16 protein-coding genes and 6 pseudogenes are annotated in these 23,003 nt (G+C 43.3%); 15 read left to right on the forward strand and 7 right to left on the reverse strand.

Annotated elements, in window-relative coordinates:
- The first annotated feature begins 288 nt into the window (after window positions 1-288).
- Both rsmA and TT12_RS05740 read left to right on the forward strand, forming a co-directional pair.
- Window positions 289-1,152 carry a 16S rRNA (adenine(1518)-N(6)/adenine(1519)-N(6))-dimethyltransferase RsmA gene (gene rsmA, locus TT12_RS05735; RefSeq protein ID WP_045452885.1) on the forward strand — a complete coding sequence of 288 codons (864 nt, stop codon included), beginning with the start codon at window positions 289-291 and terminating at the stop codon, window positions 1,150-1,152.
- Between the two features lie 149 nt (window positions 1,153-1,301).
- Window positions 1,302-2,143, forward strand: a pseudogene (locus TT12_RS05740) (symmetrical bis(5'-nucleosyl)-tetraphosphatase).
- A gap of 290 nt (window positions 2,144-2,433) precedes the next feature.
- Here TT12_RS05740 and TT12_RS05745 read toward each other — a convergent pair.
- Window positions 2,434-4,722, reverse strand: coding sequence for a site-specific recombinase (locus tag TT12_RS05745; RefSeq protein WP_243443417.1), 2,289 nt, complete (start codon window positions 4,720-4,722; stop codon window positions 2,434-2,436).
- A gap of 426 nt (window positions 4,723-5,148) precedes the next feature.
- Here TT12_RS05745 and TT12_RS15355 point away from each other — a divergent pair, with 426 nt between their 5' ends.
- The 13 genes from TT12_RS15355 to TT12_RS05810 all read left to right on the forward strand — a co-directional run bounded on the left by TT12_RS15355 (window position 5,149) and on the right by TT12_RS05810 (window position 12,147).
- Entirely contained in the window at window positions 5,149-5,343 is a 195-nt protein-coding gene (locus tag TT12_RS15355) for a hypothetical protein (protein ID WP_207804004.1), read from the forward strand.
- 8 nt (window positions 5,344-5,351) lie between these two features.
- Window positions 5,352-6,560, forward strand: coding sequence for a tyrosine-type recombinase/integrase (locus tag TT12_RS05750; RefSeq protein WP_279378815.1), 1,209 nt, complete (start codon window positions 5,352-5,354; stop codon window positions 6,558-6,560).
- Between the two features lie 178 nt (window positions 6,561-6,738).
- Window positions 6,739-7,716, forward strand: coding sequence for a hypothetical protein (locus tag TT12_RS05755; protein WP_045452892.1), 978 nt, complete (start codon window positions 6,739-6,741; stop codon window positions 7,714-7,716).
- A 61-nt stretch (window positions 7,717-7,777) separates the two neighbouring features.
- Complete coding sequence (locus TT12_RS05760) at window positions 7,778-7,999, forward strand: hypothetical protein (protein WP_045452895.1); 222 nt, start codon at window positions 7,778-7,780, stop codon at window positions 7,997-7,999.
- Between the two features lie 35 nt (window positions 8,000-8,034).
- On the forward strand, window positions 8,035-8,196 hold the full coding sequence (locus tag TT12_RS05765) for a hypothetical protein (RefSeq protein WP_207804005.1): 162 nt from the start codon (window positions 8,035-8,037) through the stop codon (window positions 8,194-8,196).
- Between the two features lie 168 nt (window positions 8,197-8,364).
- Window positions 8,365-8,601: a helix-turn-helix transcriptional regulator gene (locus tag TT12_RS05770; RefSeq protein WP_045452902.1), complete on the forward strand. Its 237-nt coding sequence runs from the start codon at window positions 8,365-8,367 to the stop codon at window positions 8,599-8,601.
- 3 nt (window positions 8,602-8,604) lie between these two features.
- Complete coding sequence (locus TT12_RS05775; protein ID WP_045452906.1) at window positions 8,605-8,835, forward strand: helix-turn-helix domain-containing protein; 231 nt, start codon at window positions 8,605-8,607, stop codon at window positions 8,833-8,835.
- Window positions 8,828-9,103, forward strand: coding sequence for a hypothetical protein (locus tag TT12_RS05780; protein WP_045452909.1), 276 nt, complete (start codon window positions 8,828-8,830; stop codon window positions 9,101-9,103). Before TT12_RS05775 ends, TT12_RS05780 begins: the two co-directional genes overlap by 8 nt.
- Window positions 9,104-9,279: 176 nt before the next feature.
- The gene (locus TT12_RS05790; protein ID WP_045452914.1) at window positions 9,280-9,612 is read left to right on the forward strand and encodes a hypothetical protein; all 333 of its coding nucleotides are present in this window, start codon (window positions 9,280-9,282) and stop codon (window positions 9,610-9,612) included.
- Complete coding sequence (locus tag TT12_RS05795; protein WP_045452917.1) at window positions 9,602-9,781, forward strand: hypothetical protein; 180 nt, start codon at window positions 9,602-9,604, stop codon at window positions 9,779-9,781. Before TT12_RS05790 ends, TT12_RS05795 begins: the two co-directional genes overlap by 11 nt.
- Before the next feature lie 109 nt (window positions 9,782-9,890).
- On the forward strand, window positions 9,891-11,108 hold the full coding sequence (locus TT12_RS18255; protein ID WP_045452920.1) for a DUF3987 domain-containing protein: 1,218 nt from the start codon (window positions 9,891-9,893) through the stop codon (window positions 11,106-11,108).
- 11 nt (window positions 11,109-11,119) lie between these two features.
- Entirely contained in the window at window positions 11,120-11,758 is a 639-nt protein-coding gene (locus TT12_RS18260) for a DUF3987 domain-containing protein (RefSeq protein WP_045452923.1), read from the forward strand.
- Window positions 11,749-12,147, forward strand: coding sequence for a hypothetical protein (locus TT12_RS05810; RefSeq protein WP_045452925.1), 399 nt, complete (start codon window positions 11,749-11,751; stop codon window positions 12,145-12,147). The genes TT12_RS18260 and TT12_RS05810 overlap by 10 nt, the downstream gene beginning before the upstream one ends.
- A gap of 1,412 nt (window positions 12,148-13,559) precedes the next feature.
- Here the strand turns inward: TT12_RS05810 and TT12_RS05815 are convergent.
- From TT12_RS05815 to TT12_RS05840, 6 genes and pseudogenes are all read right to left on the reverse strand, one after another.
- Window positions 13,560-15,343 (reverse strand): annotated as a pseudogene (locus TT12_RS05815) (acyl-CoA dehydrogenase C-terminal domain-containing protein).
- 320 nt (window positions 15,344-15,663) lie between these two features.
- Window positions 15,664-17,456, reverse strand: a pseudogene (locus tag TT12_RS05820) (acyl-CoA dehydrogenase C-terminal domain-containing protein).
- Between the two features lie 392 nt (window positions 17,457-17,848).
- Window positions 17,849-19,600 carry a putative bifunctional diguanylate cyclase/phosphodiesterase gene (locus TT12_RS05825; protein WP_045453065.1) on the reverse strand — a complete coding sequence of 584 codons (1,752 nt, stop codon included), beginning with the start codon at window positions 19,598-19,600 and terminating at the stop codon, window positions 17,849-17,851.
- Between the two features lie 14 nt (window positions 19,601-19,614).
- Window positions 19,615-20,474, reverse strand: a pseudogene (locus tag TT12_RS05830) (16S rRNA (uracil(1498)-N(3))-methyltransferase).
- A 224-nt stretch (window positions 20,475-20,698) separates the two neighbouring features.
- Window positions 20,699-21,543, reverse strand: a pseudogene (locus TT12_RS05835) (methylenetetrahydrofolate reductase).
- Window positions 21,544-21,556: 13 nt separating this feature from the next.
- Window positions 21,557-22,980, reverse strand: a pseudogene (locus TT12_RS05840) (adenosylhomocysteinase).
- Window positions 22,981-23,003: the final 23 nt, after the last annotated feature.

Genomic DNA, 23,003 nt, shown 5'->3' on the forward strand with positions numbered 1-23,003 from the left:
GAGTATTTCAGTGAGTTAAAACATTGATATCACTAGCCTACAGCAAAAGCTTCAAGTCCTCACTAGGGAACCATGCTTACTCTCATAATACTCTTATAATAAACGATTTTAGAAAAAAATAAGGCACTATGTCGATTGCGCTAATGTATGGGTAGTTTAACAATAAAATATCTCAAAAATACAGTGCAATTATGAGCTGTGTTATAATTCATCATTATAAAACTAGCACATTGCTGGCATTGCCATAGCGCTATAGCCCATTTATCTTTTACTCATTAAGACTTTTTTATGTCCAAAATTTCGTTTGATGCTCAGTCTATTACCAACAGCCTACGCGCTGCCAAACACCAACCGCGTAAGCGCTTTGGTCAAAACTTCTTACATGATCGCAGTGTCATCCGTGAGATTGTTGAGAGCATTCGCTTAGAGCGCGATGACAATTTGATTGAGATTGGGCCAGGGATGGGCGCACTGACTGAGCCATTATTGGCAGAAGTGGATGCGATGACTGTGGTCGAGCTGGATCGTGATTTGGCAGATAGTCTGCGTATTCGTATCGGTGCCAACAGCCATCCAAACTTTACGATCATCAAAGACAATGCCATGCATGTCGACTATCGCGAGCTGTATAGCGATGAGCGGGGCAAGCTCCGTGTGGTTGGTAATCTGCCGTATAATATTTCTACGCCTATCTTATTTCATTTGCTCAGTTATGCCGATGTGATTCAAGACATGCACTTTATGCTGCAAAAAGAAGTGGTCGAGCGTATCACCGCTGACGTTGGTAGCAAAACTTATGGTCGCCTATCTGTCATTATGCAGTATCACTGCCATACCGATTATCTACTGACTGTACCACGTGGTGCTTTTAATCCGCCACCAAAAGTAACCAGTGCGGTTTTTCGTTTGACGCCGCATATCACTAAGCCAATTGTGGCAGAAGATGAAGAGTATTTTGCCTTGGTGGTACGTGAAACCTTTAATCATCGCCGTAAGACACTGCGCGCCATCTTTAAAAAATCAACGTTATTACCAACACTCAGTGAAGCCGATTTTGCAGCGTGTGGTATTGATCCGCAAGCACGCCCTGAAACCTTAAGCGTAAAAGATTTTGTCAATTTGAGCAATCAGGCGAGCACGGTTCAGTTATAACATATTCTTTCTAGCAGCTATAAAAACAGTGAGAAGGGGCTGTTCTCATCGTTTAAATACGTGATGGTCATTGGATGGAAAAAATATTAGCCATTTACTATCATTTGTAAGCTGCTTAAAAGCGAGCAGTTAAAAATTATTGAGGGTTTATGAGTTTTCGTCATCAGTATGTCATCGGTGACCTGCAAGGTTGCTACGCGGCGTACCTTCATTTACTTGAAATATTGGATTTTGATCCTGCACAAGACAAGCTATGGTTTGCAGGGGACTTGGTGGCACGTGGTGAAGACTCGTTAAGTACCTTGCGTCATGTCAAAGCACTTTGCGAGCAAGGGACAGCCGCGACAGTACTCGGCAATCATGATATCAATTTGATCGCTGTCTGGCGCGGTGCGGCAAAGATTAAAAAAAGGATCAGACAGCGCCTATTTTTGCTGCCGATGATTGCGATGAACTGCTTGAATGGTTACGTCATCAGCCAGTATTGGCTTTTCCTGATGAGCAGACGGTATTAGTTCATGCTGGTATTCCGCCACATTGGAGTATCGAAGATGCCGAAAAGTATGCGCAGCAGTTAGAGTCACAATTGCAAAGTAGTTTAAAACAGCTGGATCGTTTATTGCCAAATTTATATAGCAAGACTGCTGATGACTGGCATCCAGATATTAGCGGCTTTACCAAAATGCGCGCAATTGCCAATTATTTCACTCGTATGCGGCTGTGCAAACAAGACGGCACGTTAGAATTTAGCTTTGCAGCAGGGTTAGAATCGTCTATGCCAGAGGGGTTTTTGCCTTGGTTTGAATGGCAAGTGCCGCGGACTCGCAAGATACTATTTGGGCATTGGGCAGCGCTGAAAGGTGAGGTAGACTTACCGTATGCGCGTGCACTTGACGGCGGCTGTGTTTGGGGAAATGATCTATTGGCTTATCGCTTGAGTGATGGAAAAATCATCAGGTCAAGTGCGCACTGCTTACATACAGGAACATAATATTAAGGCATGGCTCATTTCTATCTCCGTTTTTAAAATGAGGTCACGCCGCAACTATTTGGCTTATCCAAACGATTTATTGAACCACCAAAACCTTCCCATTAGCTGTAGGTTTGGTGGTTTTTTGGGTTTAGGTAGTGATGTTTTAGCATCGCCCGTGGCCTTGTTTTCAGGGTTGCTGTTATCGCTTTCAGGATGGGCAGTCGTCTCATTACCCTCAGTAAAGGCGTTATGCGCTTTATCATATTGAATATCACTACTATAAGGAATGCTATTGAGCTCCTCATCTATCAGCCCATCATCGAGTTCAATGGTTTTTTGGTACTGATATGATTGGTGGTGCTGTGTGTTTCCCGGCTTTTTAGCGCAGCGTCAGTGTCAGCATTTGAGATGTTATTATCGTAATCTATGTCTGTGATAGCCTGTTCATTTTGCATGCTTTTTTGCTTGGATTTAGGTAGGATTTTTACATCAGACAAACGCCGCACGACATAATTATTGGGAATAGTTTGTCCCCCTTTATGAGCGCTGGTATCGTCAAAGATCATATGTCCTTGACTGTCGATACGAGCATACTTCATTGGCTTATCACGTGGCCAGAAAAAGTCTGAAGGATGGGTAAGCATATGGCTGAAAAGCTGCTTGGTTAAACGACTCCACTCCATGAATTTGACTTCTTTAGAGCGCAGTGCCACAAATAAGGCGAGCGAAAAGCTGACCATGAGGTTCACCATGCCGATAAGGGCAACGCCTAAAATAGAAATAAACACAATCTGCCAATCCCACTGGTTGGCAGATATATTAAACAGTCCATGCGCCAAATTCGCCGAGGCAAACGCAATGTGGCGAATATCAATCGGTAAGCCAAATAAATAGCCAATTGTTGCAGTGCTACCTAAGAACACCCCGAACAAGAAATTGCCCATAATGGCGCCAAGGTTGGCTTCTATAAAACCGCCTAAACGCTGTAACCAAGTTTTTGGTAGTAGGTATTGAAGTAGTTTGTGGCGCTGAATACGGGCACCGATTTGGTTGTAGACCGCCAAGTTATCGTAGTAACCAGCAATAAGACCCGATAAAAATAAATAGACGCCAGCAATGGCCGCATGGGGTAGTGCCAGTGAATGAAAGGGGTCAAGATCATGCAGTAAGTGTGCAGCCTTATCGGTATTGATCATCGGTGCACCAGTATATTGTAGCCATGCAAAAGAGATAATCAGAGCGACTGGTATCGCTAGCATAATATTACCCATAATCGCCACAAACTGGGTACGTAAAATATCGACCACCAACTCTGATAGTTTATTTAACTGGTGTGACTTTTTGCCAGAACCGTCCGAGATAGTAGAGGCAATTGCCGCCGCCGTCATAGCAGGCTGTTTGGTAGCAACTGTACCATGAACGATATGGATAAAAACAAAACCCAATCCATAAATCATACTATTTACAAAGGCGCGTCCCATCGGTGCAAGGGCTAGGTTATAGGCTAATATCTTAAGCGTTGCCATAAAAGCAATAATAAAACCACCAATAGAGGCTTTCTTGAACATTTTTTGGTAGCCCGATTTATCGGTACTAATATAATGTTCACCCACACGGCTGGCATTTTCAGTGACTTTGCGCGACAGCAGCTTGGTATTATTATCAATTAAGTATCCAATACTATAACGGCGGCTCGCAGTGGTAATCAGTGCTTGAATCAACTCAATGAGCGCCTGATCACGCTTATCATAATTATCTGCTACCAGTTCAGTTAGGATGCGCATACGCTGCAAACTTTGGTCTAAACGCAGCATCATATTGGTCAGGCGAATAGAGATCCCCGTTTTATAAATTCGCTTGCGTATGGTGGCAACGATATCTTCGCATTGTTCAATCATGACCAGTAACGGCGCAGGATCTACCGCTTTTTCGGGCGTAATATCTGTTAAAGTATCAAGCTCATGCGCTTCTCGGTACTGATTGACGTATAAGACCGCCTCTTGATTTTGTGCCACAAATGACGCTGAATAATTCAGCATTTGCGGATAAAATTCCATCAAATCTGGATGCAAGCCAATACCGCTGATACGGTATGACAAAATGATAATCGCATTCAAAATACTGTTTTTTGCTGTCGCAACTAAGTTTAAATGCTGCTCATCGACTTTGAGTAGCTCAACCAGTTCATCCCATTTGTCTTTTTTAATATTGGCAAGCCAGCGCTCATCAGAGCGTTTATCAAATAAATAACCGACCAATTCTACGACAGAATCTTCTTGTGGCAATAGCGGTAAAAAACGGTGCCCGATAAGGCGACGTAGACTATTAAAAAAGCCCTGATCCGACATGATGCCAGTATCGGTATATAAAGCAATTTGGCGATATTCAATAATCAGTTTTAAGACGAAACTTGACAGTCCATCTGCATATTCTGGATGTTGACGTAAAATATCAATCAGCTCTTGAATGTTTTGATTGGCTAACGTGGGCTCTTTATCACTCACTCGTAGCTCATCGATTAAGCGCTTGAGTACCGCAGGATCTGGCACATCACTTAAGGCTGTAATCTGTTGTAAAATGTGTTTTATTTCTGACACATTGCATCCCTTGTGGTGGTTATTTCAATCATTGTTATTATTGAGTATGAGCAAAGATATAAGTGCTTTGAATGGCTATATTGGTTATCAATGTCGCGATATCTACCACTATTGATGGTTAGGTTTCTAATTTATAGCTCACTAATTTGGAAATTATTAGCTTTAAGCTTATTGGTTTCGGCGTTAAAGATATTTGTACCAATCTTAATGTTGTGACTTTGCGTTATTTTAATCGTAACAATGCCTGAGCGGTTAATTATTTTGTTAGCAGTTATTTTGTGGCGCTCATTATATCGATTGTGGAAACCATCGCTGTGATGATATTTTTGGCAAAAAAAGGGACAGTAGCGTGAGTGTGTTTTTTGATAATGCCTGATATCAACTGATAACTGTACAGCCTTTATTTTATATGACTTTGATGCTAATATGTCATCTGTGGTAACGTTAGAACTAATGTGGAAACGGCTACCAAATGGCTACCAAAGTGGCTACCAAAATATAGGTGATAAGACGATGGCTAAAACAGACCTAACAACCGACACCCAAATTAAGAAAGTAATCAAAGACACTATCAAAGCGGATAAAACGATTAGCTATCCTATAGCTGGCTATAAAGCTTAGAGATACGTATTAGACCACAAAAAGATAGCCAAGACGTTACAGCCGACTTTAGACACCGTTATACACACCCTGTCACTGGCAAACGCCCTTATATGACGTTAGGGCAATACCCAGCGTTAAGCCTTGCTGATGCCCGTCAATACCACAGCGACAACATGCAGCTATTAGCTAAAGATATAGACCCAATAGAGCATAGGGACAGCTTAAAGCAAAAAGACATAACAGACCGTCAAAATACTTTAAATTATTTTATTAACGAATGGCAGGAAATACAAAACAGCAAGAGCTTATCTCAATCGACTATTAAGAGCAATAAAATAATCATTAAGGTTATTCAGCAAAAGTTAGGGCATATGAAAGTTACAGACATTAGCCCTAGTATCGTTATTACGTTTATTAAGGACATACAGAAAAAGTACACGTACAAAGGCTTAACGGTAAAAACTATATTAAAGAGCATTCTACAAATCGCTAAAGCTCATATGGTCATTGAGTACAATCCAGCCAGCGACTTAGGCGGAACGCTCATTAAGCATAAAGTAAAGCACCGCCCATCATTAACACAGCCTAAAGAATTTGCGGAACTGCTAAAGGATATCGACCAGCTAGACGATACAAGCCAGCTATATAACAAAAGTATATTACAGCTACTAGCACTTACGTTTGTTCGCATTGGTGATGTTTGCGCTATGAGGTGGGCAGATATTGACCTAAACGCCAAGCAATGGATATTAGAGCCACAGAAAGGGCAGGGACGGGGCGATATGGTGGATAGTGTAGTGATACCACTAGCACCGCAAACTATAGCTATATTAGAGAAGATACAGCCATTAACGGGCGATTATGATTATGTATTCTATAATTCCAGACGCAAGAAAGCACCATATCATCATGCCCAAGAAGTTAACAAGCTACTGAACAGCCCAGCTATGAATAACGGTAAAGGCTATCAATACATTCACAGCCCCCACGGTTTTAGAGCCAGTGCAAAAACTATGCTGATGGAACGACTAGGTTATGATGAACTGATAACCGAAATGCAGTTAGGTCATGCAATGCTTAATAAATATGGCAAAGCATATAGCCGTTTTGAGTTTTCGGACAATAGAACGCGCATGATGAACGACTGGGCGAACTATTTAGACAATATCAAAGCTGGCAAGTTTGATAATGTTATTCATGCTGATTTTAAGAATAAAAAACAACATCAAGCCTAAAACAGCACTGCCATAACTGACAAAACCCCCATATTAGACAGTTTTAACCAGTTTTGACGGCTCAAGGGCTGTCATACCACTTGTGAGGCTAGGTAGTCATGAACCGAACGACAGCGATTTACACCCTTATGCTGTCAGCGCCTCACTCCTACTTTTTTTAAGGGTGTAGGGTGTAAACATGATTAAGTATTTATCTATTGATGAGGCTATCTTGATTGCTGAGAATAGAATTAGAGGCTCAATGTTTGAAACAGTAGGAGCAAAACAGTTTTTAGAAAGATTTATAAATAAAGGGCAATTAATACCAGTTTTTTATTTTAATGGCTATGGAGTTTTAAACCTCAATGTTTCACTAGATGACATGGAAATGAAAAACATATGGCGCATAGAGGGTTATTTTTTAGATAAACATGCTTATTCTTTGGATAACTCAGGTGCATTTAGGCGCTCAAATTCAAATATAGAGTCTGCATTTAAAAACCTAAGCAATAGTATTTTTAGACTTAGATATAATTCTGGAATTTTGCACGAGGTTTTAACAAGTCGTTTCGTTGGCACTGATGAGGCAGCAAAGCGAATAAATAAAACTAATGTAGATGATGATGTATTCCTTAAAAATAGACATGTTACCTTATTCAATGATGAGCCAATATATGAGGGGCGTTATGACTATGAGGACATGGACGACACCATTGTCATAGATAGGGGTAATGTTTTCTTTGCTATTGAGGACATCAATAACATTTTGGAGCAGTTGCCAGTTAATGCAGGGCAGCACATAGCCGCCCCAGCAATGACCGCCGCGCCATATCAAAACAATAGCCAAGACAATCAACGTATAGCCGAACTCACAAAGCAGCTAGAACAAGCCCACGCCGATAATGATTTATTAAGAAAGAAACTAGACGATCACAAGGAGTTGCAGCCAAGCTCAACAGCCGCCGTTACTCGTCTATTAAACGTCTTATTCTATAAGTTAGATTATGACGTTAGCGCCCATTCAGGTACTTTAAACAAGCAGCTTATCGAATATTCAAAGCACCCAAGTGTTAATACGTCTATAAGCAAAGGTTTTCTTGTACAGTGGCTTAAAAGAGTACAGCAATTAAGGATAGACACAAAAACAGGGTCACATGACCGTCACACGCCCTTATAGATAACCCAGCACTTGTACATACTGCTACACCTTATAACGCGTAAACTAAAGAGGTGGCAGCATGGCGTACAGCTTAGATCTAGAGGTGCAAGACTTGTTAGCGTCTTGGGGTCATTGGGTATTGGCAGACGGTACAGGGTTAGGTTATACCAGTCCAATGGCTATGTTAATGCGTGGGCATGTAGTAGAGAAAAGAAAAGCGCGTACTACCATGTTTATAACCGATGATGAGGCGTTAAAAGTTGAGGGGCTTATCACTATTTTATGTGAGTATAAGCGTTAGAGGGCAAAATCTTACTATTGAAATATGTTGAGCGCATGAGTGCCAGTAGCATAGCCAAGCATTACTTAACGCCGCTTAAGTACGGCAAAGACAGTGAAAAGCAAGTCAGCTCATATCAAGCAGCCCAATACATAGCGAACGCGGAGGGGTTTATAACAGGCTTGATATTGAATAAAAACTACAAGCAAAACAAGTAATGACATGAACAGAATATAACAGCCTTGCAGCAATGCAGGGCTTTTTTATTGCCTATCAAAAATAGGGTCATGTGACGGTCATGTGACCTTATAGCACCCTCCTATCAAAAGCTAATATGCAAACTCCAGACCACGCCAAACAATGGCAGACAATAGGAGTTAATCAGCATGACCCAATCGACAGACAACACCCAGACACCCCCAGCAATCCACCCAGACGGGCAAATGCGTATTAAGCAAGCCGCCGCCTTAATTGGTGTAAGTCCGCTTACTTTGCGTAGATGGTGGCAAGCCGAGCCGCCCAAGTTTATCAAGCCGTCAAACGTCAATGGCATTTTGCTATTCAAGAACAGCGATATTCTGGCATTTATTGACAGCCAACACGCTAACAGTGATGAGGTGTAACCGATGACTAAACAAACTCAAAACCAAATCATCAAAGAGCACTTGCTAACAGGGCAGCCAATCACATCATGGCAAGCAATCACTGAATACCGCATAACGCGCCTTGCTAAGTGTATTCATGAGCTTAGAAAGGCAGGCATGAATATCCAAAGCAAAACCGTTAAGGATAACGGCAAGCATTTTAGCCGCTACTGGGTTAATAAGGCAGACGATGAGGTGAACAACTATGAGTAGAGATGAACTTGTAAACGAGGTAATGGACAGGCTAAAAGAGCAAGGTTTTTTGATGATAACTGATGACTTTATCGACCAGTTAATCATTACCTTGCATGCCAATGTGACCATCATTAATACCATGACAGAACTTGCAGAAATAGAAACTCAAATGTTAGGCAGCTTGTTACCTACAGGCAGCCGACAAGTGGAGTCATTAAAAAATCTATCTGTAAAAATAGCAGAGATAGCCTTTAACGTGGAGAACGTAAGACATGAGCAAAGATAACAAAACCAAGTTAAGAGCCGACTACAGGCAGCACAGCGACAACCAGCACCCCAAGCGCGGTAAGTTTAGCGTTATCGGTTTTATATCAATCATGGCTGGCTTGTTAATGCTGCTACTAATCGCCTCATGCGAGCGCGTCAACGTTCAAACAATCACAAAATCAAAGGTAACTAATCATGCGTCACTTAAATAACACCGCCCACGCCAGCCAAATTAAAACCATCAACATGACAACCGCCGATGATGACGAAGTGATTTTAATGCCGTCTATCATGTTGTCCGATATTGCATGTGATATAAGCGGCGCTATTACCGTCCTGAACGATGTTGGCACACTCTTAAGCCTTATCTATCAACAAGGCATTACACCCCAACAAGCGGCAAGCATGGCACGCCTAACACACGATGCCGCCGACACATGGGCAAACTTACTTTGCAGCTCGCTAAACACTCTTAACGAGCCATTAGCCCAAAGTGTTTTTGGTGAGGTGGCAGCTCATGACGACTGATAACGACAACCCTAAAACATTCATGCACGCTCAACTTGCCTATGCGAAGTCAAAGCAGGGCAAAGAGCAGAAAAGAAAAGACGCACAAGGCGGGCGTTACTATCAAATCATGCAAGCTGCAAAACGCGCACAAGCTCAACATGACAGCGATAAGGAGGGCGAACAATGAGGCACTGCCCACAACCCAAACAGAGCCGCAAATATGCCAAGCGCAAAAACTATTACAAGAAGTATCGAGCAACGCGCCAGCCTAAGCAGACGCAAACGAGGGGTAAAAGATGACTACCACACAGCAAAACGCCCATGCGACCAACACGGGCGTAACTACTGTTTTGGGCGACCACAGCCCAGCAACGGAGCAAACATTACAAGGTGACAAGCTGCTAACAGATATTTATCACTTGTTAGAACCCAATAGTTTGTTAGACATTCAACAAGAAATCGCACCGACCACAGGCGAACATGCAGGGGTAAGGCAACAAACTACAGGCACAGTAGGAGTAATATTACATAACAGGATTTATGAGGCAATAAGTCTTTTGTGTATAACGCCAAATAGTAGCGGATTGCCTTTTGTCACTGACACTAGCCAAGCATGTGCGCTATTTCTTGGCACACCTCAAAGTGATTATGAGCTAGTCATAGTTGATAACTACAAAGATGGGGTAAAGCTCGCTAAGCATTTTGCACATGAGAAAATCATAGTAGCAGTGAGTCCAACGCCTCATCTATTGCTTGATACGGTAAAGCACTTTGCACACGATACCCAAGTAACAATATTCCCCAGCATTGAGCACAGGGACAGGGTTAAAAAACAGTTTGCAGGGTGTAACGTCAAAGTGGTTATTGCACCATTGGGTGTGATAACTCATCTTGAATGTGGCAAAAGTTATGCTGAAATCTTATCTTTTGATGATACCCAGATAATCGACTTGCAGTTAGCAGACTGGGCAAAACCAAAGCCCATCAATCACACCTTGCCGCCCGTGACCAGCATAACCAAAAACATGCTACCAGAGCCGCTTTACAACTACTCAATGAACAGCGCCGAACGGCTTAACGTACCGCTTGAATTTGTAGCCGTGCCTTTGCTTGTGGCATTGGGCAGCGTCATAGGTACAAAGGTAGCTATCATGCCTAAGCGCCTTGATGACTGGGACATAGTGCCAAATCTGTGGGGCGCTATCATTGGGCAGCCCTCAAGTAAGAAAAGCCCGTCAATAGCCGCCGCAATGAAACCGATTGATAACCTTGCGAGCCAAGCAAGGGCAGCTCATGAACTCGCTAAACAAGAACATGAAACGCAAAAGCTCATCAATGACAGCAAGGCAAAGGCAGACGATGACGCACTAAAGAAAATGGCTAAGCAGCTTGCTACCCAGACCGATGACACGGACGAGCCTATAACCAGTGAGGACTTGCACAAAAAGGCAGCCGCCATAGCTGAAAGCAAGGCTCAAGATAACAACGTGCCCATTCCACGCCGCCACATGTAGGTAATATTACTATGGAAAAGCTGGGCGAAATTGAGAACCAAAACAATAACGGCGTTCTACAGTTTCGTGATGAGCTGTCAGGCTTTTTAGCCAGTCTTGATAAGGACAGCGAACAAGAACAAAGGGCGTTCTACCTGTCAGGCTTTAACGGTACAGGCAGCGAAATGGTGGACAGAATAGGGCGCGGCTCGCTATTTATTGAAAATCATTGTTTGTCTGTCATGGGTGGCTTGCAGCCTGATAAGTTAGAGATGTATTTAGAAAAGACCATGAAAGGGTTAGGCAATGACGGGCTTATGCAACGCTTTCAAATGATGGTTTACCCAGACCCAATAGCACGGGTTAAGCGGAATGATATAGCAGTCGATAAGGACAGCCGTAACGCCGTTTATGCCTTGTTTGAGTCGATGGACAACCTTTACACCGATAGCTTAGTCAGTTACGGGGCACATGAGCCGAACGAGTTCTACAAGCGCCCTTATTTTCGATTTGATAGTAATGCTTACCCTGTGTTTATGGACTGGGACGACAACCTACAGAACAAAGCTGATGAGGCAGAACATGACGTAATAACCCAGCACTTGCTTAAGTATGGCAGACTTGTCCCAGCGTTAGCCTCATCTTTCATCTGGTGGACTGTGTGGAGATAGGCAGACGGTTAGGAGGGGTTAGCCTTGACGCACTACAAGCGGCGATTGCATGGGGCGATATGTTAGAAACTCACATGCTTAGGGTGTATAGCTGCATTACTGATAATTCACACCTCAAAGCGTCTTTGCTGTCCAAGAAAATATTAGAAATGCTTAAGAAACCAAGTGACAAAACCGACAAAACCGACTGGGTAAGTCATGGCTTTACCGCTCGAAGTCTTAAGCGCAAAAGCTGGAAAGGCTTAACTGATGATGAGGCAGTACAGACCGCGCTTGATGTGCTGATAGAATATGACTGGCTTAACTACAAGCAAGTAGAAAGCACGGGGCAAGGTGGCAGACCGACAGAGCGTTACTTTATCAATCCAAACCTCAAAGCGTTTATATAGTTTCGTCAGTTTTGGCAGTGCAATATCTGGGCGTTATTTAAAAATAGCGCCTTTTTTTGCTTGTTAGAGGTTATGTCAGTTTTGACAGTGCAAAGTTGGAGGCAATAGCAATAATTTAATGATTAATTGAGCATTACCACCAACGGCGACCATGCTCAATCACCTAAGGAAACCCTAAGGTTTAGATAAGTCCAGTTTTGGACGTATCGCATTCAAGCAGTCCAGCACCGCCGCGCATGTTGTCATTTGTTTACATTGTCAGCACTCAAAACCTGAGGAAACCCCTAGTTTTTAGATGTGAGCAGTTTTGCGCCTATCTCATGCAAAGGGGTAGTTTTCGGACACGTTAGAACCCAGCAAAATCCAATATTCAAAACCTGACAAAACCTTACATTCAAAATCAATTTGCACCGCCGCCCATGTTGTGAAATGTTGTTATTGGCAGCACTCACTACCCCAAGATAACCACAAGGTTAGAACCTGATAAAACATGAGGTTTTAGCACCGCCGCCGACCTGTCAAAACCTGTCATTCAAAGCCAAATCACACGCCGCTAATGCTAACAAATGCTAACATTTTGCATGGCATTCCCTCATCATTGCCAATATCACAAAGCTATGCAGCATAAGGGCTTAGCTAGTTTCTGTACAAGTATCGCGCGCGCACGCGAGGCAAGCACCAATTACAGGGGTTTTTGAACAATATAAAAAAGGAGTTCTTGGAGTCCATAAAGGGGTAGTTTTTCGGACTGTTTTAAAAGGACTGGGGTAATTTTCGGACATCGTAGAGGGTAATTTTGCGAGTCCATAAAAGGGACTTTATGCACAGGTATCGTAAGGGACTTTTCGGACATCTTAAGCAGCGGCTAAAAATGAGTTGTTGGACACGTTAGGGGGAGTTAATGGAACAGTACGCACACGGGGTAGGTTTTGCTTATGCTGGATAGTTTCAAGACAAGTAACATGAGGCAGCATAAGCGACTTTTCGGACAGGTATCGTGAGCAATCAAGCTAATATCAAATAATTAACCAATGATGTGAGTCTTAACACGTTATCTATACCGCCTCATTTAGCCGCTACAGCGTTTTAACCTTGATATGGTACAAAGTTAGCTAAGCTAAGTTAGAGCCTATGAGCTTGTTATCAAATGTTATGGTTTTCACTTGCTGGCATGTTGAGGAATGTTGAAACTTAAACGACTGTTTTTAAGGTTTAGCCTGTTAAGTAATGTTAAGGTTTTAACTACCAATAGCCAAAAAATAAAGCTAGTGGCTACCAAAACGGCTACCAAATATGCAAAGGTTTATATAATTACGTTTAAAAACAATATGTTATACGTAAAAAAGGGACAGTAACGTGACTGTCCCCTTATCGTAGTGCGGTATTGCCTACTTTATTATAAAAGCAAACAATTAGCTAGCAGGTACATCAAAGTAGCTAAGATCAAAGTTCATCATTGGATCACTACCAGCTTGAACCATTTGAGCATGAGCATCGATGCGTGGCAAAATACGCCCGACGAAATAATCGGCAAGCTTGGCTTTATTGGTATAAAACTCACCTTCTTTACCGTTAGCGGCTTCTATCATCAACGCAAACATGTACGAATAAGCGAGGTAACCAAAGGCATGCATGTAGTCAACGGCACAGCCATTGACTTCGTTTTTACGCTCGCTAATGTTACTAAGAACAGTGTTGGTCAATGCTTCAATCGTGTCGGCAGCATCTAGCGTTGCTTGCTTGATACCATGATCTGCTTGCATGTTATTGACGAAATCACGAATTTCACCTAAGAAGTGGGTGACGTATTTGCCGTTATTTTTTGCCACTTTACGACCTAGTAAGTCAAGTGCTTGAATACCGTTGGTGCCTTCATAAATCTGTGCAATACGGGTATCACGGACGATTTGCTCCATACCCCATTCGCGGATATAGCCGTGACCGCCAAATACTTGCTGGCAATCAATGGTCGCTTCTAATGCTTTGTCGGTCAAGAACGCTTTAGCAACTGGCGTCAATAGAGCAACACGTGCGGCAGCAGCTTGAGCGGCCTCTGGATCGGTACTAAACTTCTCTTCATCAAGATTTTTAGCAACGTACATCGCAAAGCAACGTGAGGCTTCGGTATTGGCTTTGGCATTCAACAGCATACGGCGTACATCGGCATGATGAATGATGGCATCCGCTGGTTTTTCTGGACTTTGCAGTTGGGTATCGCTACGACCTTGACCACGATCATTGGCATATAACGCCGCATTTTGATAAGCAAGCTCAGAACCACCAAGACCTTGCAGACCCATGGTGACACGCTCATAGTTCATCATAATGAACATTGATGACAGACCCGTGTTTTCGGCACCAACCATCCAGCCTTTAGCGCTGTCAAAATTCATGACACAAGTGGCTGAGGCTTTGATGCCCATTTTGTGCTCGATAGAGCCAACTGCTAGGGTGTTACGCTCGCCTAAGCTGCCATCTGCATTGACCAAAAATTTGGTACGACAAATAACGAAATACCTTTTGAGCCTTCTGGGGCGTTAGGGGTTTTTGCCAATACCAAATGAATGATGTTTTCGGTTAAGTCATGCTCGCCGCCAGTGATAAAGATTTTGGTACCAGAGATATCATAGCTACCGTCATCATTAGGGATAGCTTTGGTTTTGATGATACCTAAGTCAGTACCAGCATGTGGCTCTGTCAAGCACATGGTGCCCGCCCACTCGCCATTGTACATTTTTTCTAGGTAAGTTTGCTTTTGTTCTTCAGAAGCCGCTGCGTTTAGGCACAGTGTCGCGCCAACGGTTAGGTTAGGGTAGAGGGCAAATGATTGGTTGGCAGTGAATACCATCTCTTCAGTCAGCATGGTCACCATTTTTGGGAAACCTTGACCACCGTATTCAGAGTTACCGCTTAAGCCAACCCAGCCTGATTCAGCATACTGTTTATACGCTTCTTTAAATCCAGTAGGAGTCGTGACGACGCCATTACCTTCAAAGGTTGCGCCTTCTTCATCGCCGCTGCGGTTGATTGGCAAAAGAATGTTTTTTGACAGTTTTGCCATTTCTTCCAAAATCATATCGACTGTTTCCATATCGACATGAGCTAAGTTTTCGTTGTTTTGCCAAAATTTAGGCGCGTTAAATACATCATTTAAGATAAAGCGCATGTCATTCAGAGGGGCATTATAAACAGCCATAAACATTCCTTTGGTTCAAATAAATAAAATTAAAGTTGTTAAAGATATCAATTGTTCTTTTGGTCTAACCTTAGCGGTTAATAATCAAAGTTTAGCAAATAAGCTTGCACACGGGTGTGTTTCTTCGTGAATTGTGCGTACACCAAAAGTATTGATAAAGGATAGCCTTTATAAAAATAAGGATAGATTTTTACAAAAGGTTAGGTTTTTTGAAAGTGTTGACTCTACTCGTTATTAATTTTAATAGCGCTAAGAAAATCGGCAACACACTTGAGTATGTTGCCGATAAAAATACAGTATTAGCAGTATTTAACGTCTAATTAAAAAGCGAACTGATCAACGTCCATGCTCATGTACGGTTCAACACCAGTGCTGATACGCTGTACGTGAGTGGTGGTACGTGGCAATAGCTTAGCAAAGTAGAACTGCGCGGTTTTTACTTTCGCGTCGTAGAAGGCTTGTTCGCTAGTACCGTTCGCAAGTTCAGTTTGTGCTACTAATGCCATGCGTGCCCATAAGTAGGCTAGCGTTACATAACCGCTGAAATACATGTAATCAACCGCAGCGCCGCCAACCGCATCTGGGTTTTCAGTGGCTTGCATGCCGATGCGTGCAGTCAAATCACCCCATTCTTTAAGGTGTTTGGCAAGTGGGCGAATAAACTGACCCATCGCATCATTTTCTTTGTTTTCTTCACAGAATGTTTGGATGATTTTGACGAAGTTTGCAAGCAGTTTGCCTTGTGAGCCCAATACTTTACGACCTAGTAGATCGAGTGCTTGGATTTCAGTGGTACCTTCGTAAAGACACGCAATGCGTGTATCACGCACGTTTTGCTCCATGCCCCATTCGCTGATAAAGCCATGACCACCATAAACCTGTACGCCATGGTTAGCCGCTTCTAGACCAGTTTCAGTCAAGAACGCTTTAGCAATAGGTGTCAATAGTGACAACATTTGATCAGCAAATTTAAGCGCATCGCCTTCGCCTTTTGCGACGGTATCGGCAAAATGTGAGAGGTAATAAACCAAAGCACGACCACCTTCGGCAAAGGCTTTTTCAGTCAACAGCATGTTACGAACCGCTGGATGTACAATGATAGGGTCAGCGACTTTTTCAGGGGCTTTAACACCAGATAATGAACGCATTGCTAGACGATCTTTGGCATAAGTCAATGAGCCTTGGAACGCATATTCTGCTGCGGTTAAACCTTGAACTGCGGTACCAATACGCGCCACGTTCATAAAGGTAAACATGCACTGTAGACCACGGTTTTCTGGGCCAATCAGATAACCCGTTGCGCCATCAAAGTTCATCACGCAAGTGGCTGAGGCTTTGATACCCATTTTGTGTTCGATAGAGCCACAAACGACGTTGTTGTTTTCACCTAGCTACCATCTTCGTTGACCGTTACTTTAGGAACGATAAACAGTGAGATGCCTTTTGTGCCAGCAGGCGCGCCTGGTAGACGAGCCAATACAATGTGAATGATATTGTCCGTTAAGTCATGCTCACCCGCTGAAATGAAGATTTTTTGACCAGTGATGCTATAGCTACCATCTTCTTTAGGCTCGGCTTTGGTGCGGATAATACCTAAATCAGAACCTGCATGTGCTTCAGTCAAGCACATGGTGCCTGACCATTCGCCGCTGACCATTTTTTCTAGGTAGGTTTGTTTTTGCTCGTCCGTACCGTGATGCTCGATGGTTTGAATGGCACCATGCGATAAACCAGGGTACATAGAGAATGACCAGTTAGCTGTACCAACCATTTCATTAATGACGGTTGATAATGAGAACGGCATGTTTTGACCACCGAAGTCTTCTTCAGCAGATAAGGCTGGGAAGCCAAGCTCACAATAGGCTTTATAGGCTTCTTTAAAGCCCTTTGGCGTAGTGACTTGACCATTGTTAAACTGGCAGCCTTCAGCGTCACCACTTTGATTCAATGGTGATAGCTCATTTTCAGCAAAGCTTGCCGCCATTTCAAACAGACTGTCCATTAGCTCGCGATCCGCTTCTTGGAATGCTGGCAGGGTTTTATAATGGCTTTCGCTGTCGAGTAACTCATGCATCACGAATTGAATGTCACGTAAGGGCGCTTTGTATTGCATAACTTCCTGTCCTTTTGAGAATATACCCATCATCATCAAGGGTAGGCACATGACTGCACTGTTATTTAGTGCACAAGTCCAGCCCATATTAATCTAACGAGCCCAAATAAATGCTAGGCAATAATGCAGATTGACGATGTTGTCGGCTATATAAAATAGTATTGAAAAGAATGGCGATGGTTAGAGTAAGCTTGAAACTTAATAAGCTCTAACAAATTCACTATAAAAGATAGGCTTTCAGAGGGGATTATACAAGTTTGGTGACAGCACTGATAAGTCATGAACCTATCTTGCATCGGTTATACAATCGACGTTAGGCGTTAAGAGGAAATGCGAATAACCATATGAAAATACTAATGATACTGGATAAATAAGCATCCGTTAAAGGGGGTTTATTTGGCGGCGTACTGCTGAATCAACATCTCAGTCGCAGCCTCTGCTGGCACTGGTTTGCCAAACCAATAGCCTTGACCCTGTTGACAGCCCATTTTTAGCAACACATCGCGCTGTTGTTCGGTTTCGATACCTTCGGCGACTACCTGCATATCAAGTGCCATTGCCAAGTCTAAAATAGCTTTTACAATGGCATGTTGGGTACGATCGGTGTCGATGTTGGATATAAAACTTTTGTCAATTTTAATGAAATCAAACGGATATTCTTGTAAGTAACTCAAAGAGGCATAACCGGTGCCAAAGTCATCCAACGCCAGACAAATCCCCAGTTCCTTGAGCAAATTAAGCTGTTTTTTGACATTTGCATGACGCTGAATTAAGGATGATTCGGTGACTTCAATATGTAGCTGATGCGCAGAAATACGGTGTTGCACCAATAAACTGCTCACCATCTCAGAAAATTCAGGGTGGCTAAATTCGGCGGCATCTGCATTGATACAGATATGTTGACAAAACCCTTGCTGTTGCCAAGTCGATAACTGCTTAGCAATTTGAACCGCCATGTGCGAGAACAACTCAAACGACAGTTTATGAGTGATAATGGCATTGATAAAATGTATCGGCTTTAGCAGTCCGCGAGTCGGGTGTTGCCAACGTACCAGCGCTTCAAAACCAATAATGATGCCAGTAGCCAGCTCAAACTTTGGTTGATAATAAGGAACAAACTGATTTTCAGTGGTAGCGGCTCTAAGCTCCGCCTCTAACTGCAAGCTACCCGCAGTGGCTTCGTCAATGGCCGCATCATACCAGCAAATGTCATCACCGCCTTGCTGCTTGACATAATGCAGCGCTTTTTCAGCCTTGGTCAATAATCCTGTCACTTCATCGTCGTTAGTGGGAAAGTAACTGACCCCGACGGAAATATGACAATAAATCTTGGCGTCTGTCGCAGTGTTTTCATCTAAGGAGAAGGGGCGTTCACACATTTGCATTAAGCTGTCTAGCTGATGACGTACCATATTAGCGTCATTAAATTCGAATAATAACGCAAAATCATCGCCGCCAAAATGGGAAAAACACTGTAAATTATCGAGCTTAAGGTTCTTCAGGCGTGTGACAAAGTTTTTTACCAAAGTGTTGATGCCGTCAGGGCCAAGCAAGCTTGCTAGATTGCGATAACGGTCAATATTAAAGCGCACAATCACGACTTCTTGATAGCTGTCCAACAATAGGTCGCTGGTCTGACTCAAGAAAACCTTACGGTTTGGTAATCCAGTCAATTGATCATAATTGAGCAAATGCGCCACTTGCTTTTGATCTTTGACGACCGAGGACATATCACGCACCATGCCGATATAGTAAGTCTTATGATTGACACAGATTTTGCGATAAGTCATGTGACAGTCAAGTATTTGTCCATAACGGTTCGGCATCGAAAAGTCGTTTTCATAAAAACCATTGCAGTCTAGATGGTCAGTGATATCTGCTAAAACGGCCCTTTCCTCATCTGATAAAAATTCTGCCGCATAAACACCAAGTGGTCTGCCAAGCAAAAATGACTCACTGTAGCCAATGATAATCTCATAACTGGCATTGACCGATAGATAGCGTAAATTGGCATCTAAGATGAATATGGCATCATCAAGCTGCTCGCATAACTCGGCCAGCAGTTGCTGCTTGTCTGCGATGGAAATAGGGCGAAAGCAGTCATAGTTGGACTCATCATATCGAAATAGAGCAGCAGTTAGGATTACGCATAGGGTATTTACCCATAATAGCTCAAAGCATGCAGAGTCGCCAACGCCACCACGGTGCAGTCTCGGTGCGTAAGATTCTTGAGCCAATTTGCCAAGGTTCAAAACCAGCTTTGGCTGCTTGCTGGCATTCATCAACGCTCAGACCACCTTCAGGGCCTATTAGCAGCTCAATATAAGGAGACTGTTGCGTTAAGACTGTTGGTAGCGACCTAGGCATTGCTGGTTGTCCTGCAGCTGGTACGCTCAGTTGCAGACGCAAATCTGCTGGTTGTTGTAATATTTGATAATAAGGGTCTTGGCTAAGGGTTGTGACAATAATACTGGTAGTAGGAGGGCGAAGGTTCATTTGCGCATCGGCAGAGTGAGTCACTGATTGTTGTAACCAGTCATTTATGGACACAGGCGCAATAATAAGCGGTGGACGGTTAAGACCGCATTGTTCACACGCGGCAATGGCAACTTGCTGCCAATGTATCAGTTTTTTTTTCTACTTGGGCAGCTTTAGATTGACCTCGCCATGATGGCTACTTAGCAATTGAATGGCAGTGACACCAAGCTCGGTGGATTTTTGAATCGCATAGTCCATGCGTTCACCGCGGCTCATCACTAGACCGATTTTAGTGAAGACAGCGGCACTTCGGTCAGTATCTACATGTGCTAATAATGTCACAGTGGCGTGTTTTTTGCTGATGGCTTGTAGCTGCACCTGATACTCGCCGCCAAAGCCATCGAATAATATGCCTTGATCGCCAATATTGGCACGCAATACACGGCACCAATGATGGACGATACTCTCTGTTAATTCGGCACTATCCCCAATAGCCAAGGTGCTAAGTTGAGGATGGAATGAGCCTCTTTCATCACTGATGTCATTGCTGGTGTCATTGCTGGTGTCATAAAAAAAACGTCGCACAGTTGCTTAGTCCTATTGTTTGAATAATATATTTCAAATATCTTAGCAGAATATCGTTTGAGAGGGTAAAGGGATTATCTTTAGTAGAATTTGCATTAGAGCAATTCTTATACTAAAAAGACTGGCGCTCCTAGGAACGCCAGTCTTTAAAAAATACATTTAATAAATACGATGAGCAATTAAGCTAAGCCGAGTGCTTCAACCAAGCGCTTGTTTGGCTCAACCTTATTCATGCTATAAAAATGCATGGCAGGTACGCCTCAGCAATTAAGCGCTCGCATAAACGATAGACGACATCAAAACCAAATTCACGAATGGCTTTGCGGTCATCGCCAAAGTCAGACAACTGCTTACGTACATAACGCGGAATATCAGCGCCACAGCTATCGGCAAAGCGTACCAAATTACTTGAGTTAGTAATTGGCATGATACCAGCGATTAAAGGCTGAGCAATCGTGTCAATACCGCGTCTTTCTAAGGTATCACGCAAATATAAGTAACTATCAGCGTTATAGAAAAACTGAGTAATCGATGCATTAGCACCCGCTTGGTATTTATTGACCAAGTTGTCAACATCAAACGCAAAACTACGCGCTTGTGGATGCATTTCAGGATACGCTGCAACCTCGATATGGAAATGATCGCCTGAATATTCACGGATAAACTTAACCAAGTCTAACGCAAATGGTAGCTCGCCCATACCGACTTGACCTGATGGTAAATCACCACGTAGGGCGACTAAGCGCTTGATACCCAAATCTTTATACAGATCGAGCAATTCAGCGATTTCCGCCTTATCATCACCGATACAAGATATATGCGGCGCAATATCAGTATCGCCGCGTGCGCATAGTGCTTGGACGATATCTAAAGTGCGATTTCGGGTTGAACCGCCAGCACCGTAAGTCACCGAAAAATACGCAGGTGATAGCTTATTCAACTCATCATAAGTACTGAGTAGTTTTTCATGACCTAGTTCGGTTTTGGCAGGGAAAAACTCAAAGGAGAAAGCAGGCTTAGTCACAGTCTAGCTCCTTTTAGTATTTGTAAGCGTCAGGCTTAAATGGACCTTCGACAGGCACACCCAAATACTCTGCTTGTTTTTCAGTCAGCTTAGTCAACGTACCGTTAAAGCCAGCAACCATCGCCGCAGCGACTTCTTCGTCGAGCTTCTTAGGTAGTACTTTTACATATAAGCTGTCAGTACGTGCGTCGGCTGGCAAGTCAGCGAATTTTTCTTCGAACAGGTACATTTGAGCCAATACTTGGTTAGCAAATGAGCCGTCCATCACGCGTGATGGGTGACCAGTCGCATTACCCAAGTTTACCAAACGACCTTCAGCAAGCAAAATTAAGTAATCATTTTCATCATCTGAGCGGAAGATTTGATGGACTTGTGGCTTAATCTCAACCCAGCGCCAGTTATCACGCATAAACTGAGTGTCGATTTCGGTATCAAAGTGACCGATGTTACATACAACAGCACCTGGTTTCAGGGCTGCTAGCATGTGACGATCACAAACATGGTAGTTACCAGTGGTGGTAACAATCATGTCAGTGTCTTCAAGCAGACGGGTGTTGATGTTTTCTGCGCCACCAGTATTATCACCGTTAATGTAAGGTGATAATACTTCAAAGCCGTCCATACATGCCTGCATGGCACAGATAGGATCAACTTCTGAGACACGTACGATCATGCCTTCTTGGCGTAAGCTTTGTGTAGAGCCTTTACCCACATCGCCATAGCCGATAACTAAGGCGCGACGACCAGCAAGGAACATGTCAGTAGCGCGTTTAATCGCATCGTTTAAGCTATGACGGGCAGCCGTATTTGTTGTCGTTTTAGATTTGGTAACTGCATCGTTAACGTTGATAGCCGGCACCTTTAGCGTGCTTTATTGAGCATCTCAACCAAGCGATGGACGCCTGTAGTCGTCTCTTCAGAGATACCATGAATGCTATCAAGAAGCTCGGCATAATCATTATGAATCAATGCGGTCAAATCACCGCCATCATCTAAGATTAAGTTGGCATCCCAAAGCTGACCTGACTCTTCGCCGCCAACGTGGATTTGCTGACGTAAGCACCATTCGTACTCTTCTTCTGTTTCGCCTTTCCAAGCATAAACAGAGATACCAGCAGCGGCAATTGCAGCAGCAGCATGGTCTTGAGTTGAGAAGATATTACATGATGTCCAACGTACTTCAGCACCTAGCGCGACGAGTGTCTCGATAAGAACGGCAGTCTGGATGGTCATGTGGATACAACCAGCGATTTTCGCGCCTTTAAGCGGCTGATCGGATTCGTAGCGACGACGCAAACCCATTAGAGCAGGCATTTCGGCTTCAGCAAGAGTGATTTCACGGCGGCCGTAATCAGCAAGGCTAATGTCAGCGACTTTATAGTCAGTGAAAGAGGGGTCGATCGTATGGGCAGATGGGGTGTTAGACACTGCGTCCATAATATGCTCCTATCAGTGGTTAA

This window comes from Psychrobacter sp. JCM 18903, from assembly GCF_000586475.1.
In the GTDB taxonomy this organism is placed as follows: domain Bacteria; phylum Pseudomonadota; class Gammaproteobacteria; order Pseudomonadales; family Moraxellaceae; genus Psychrobacter.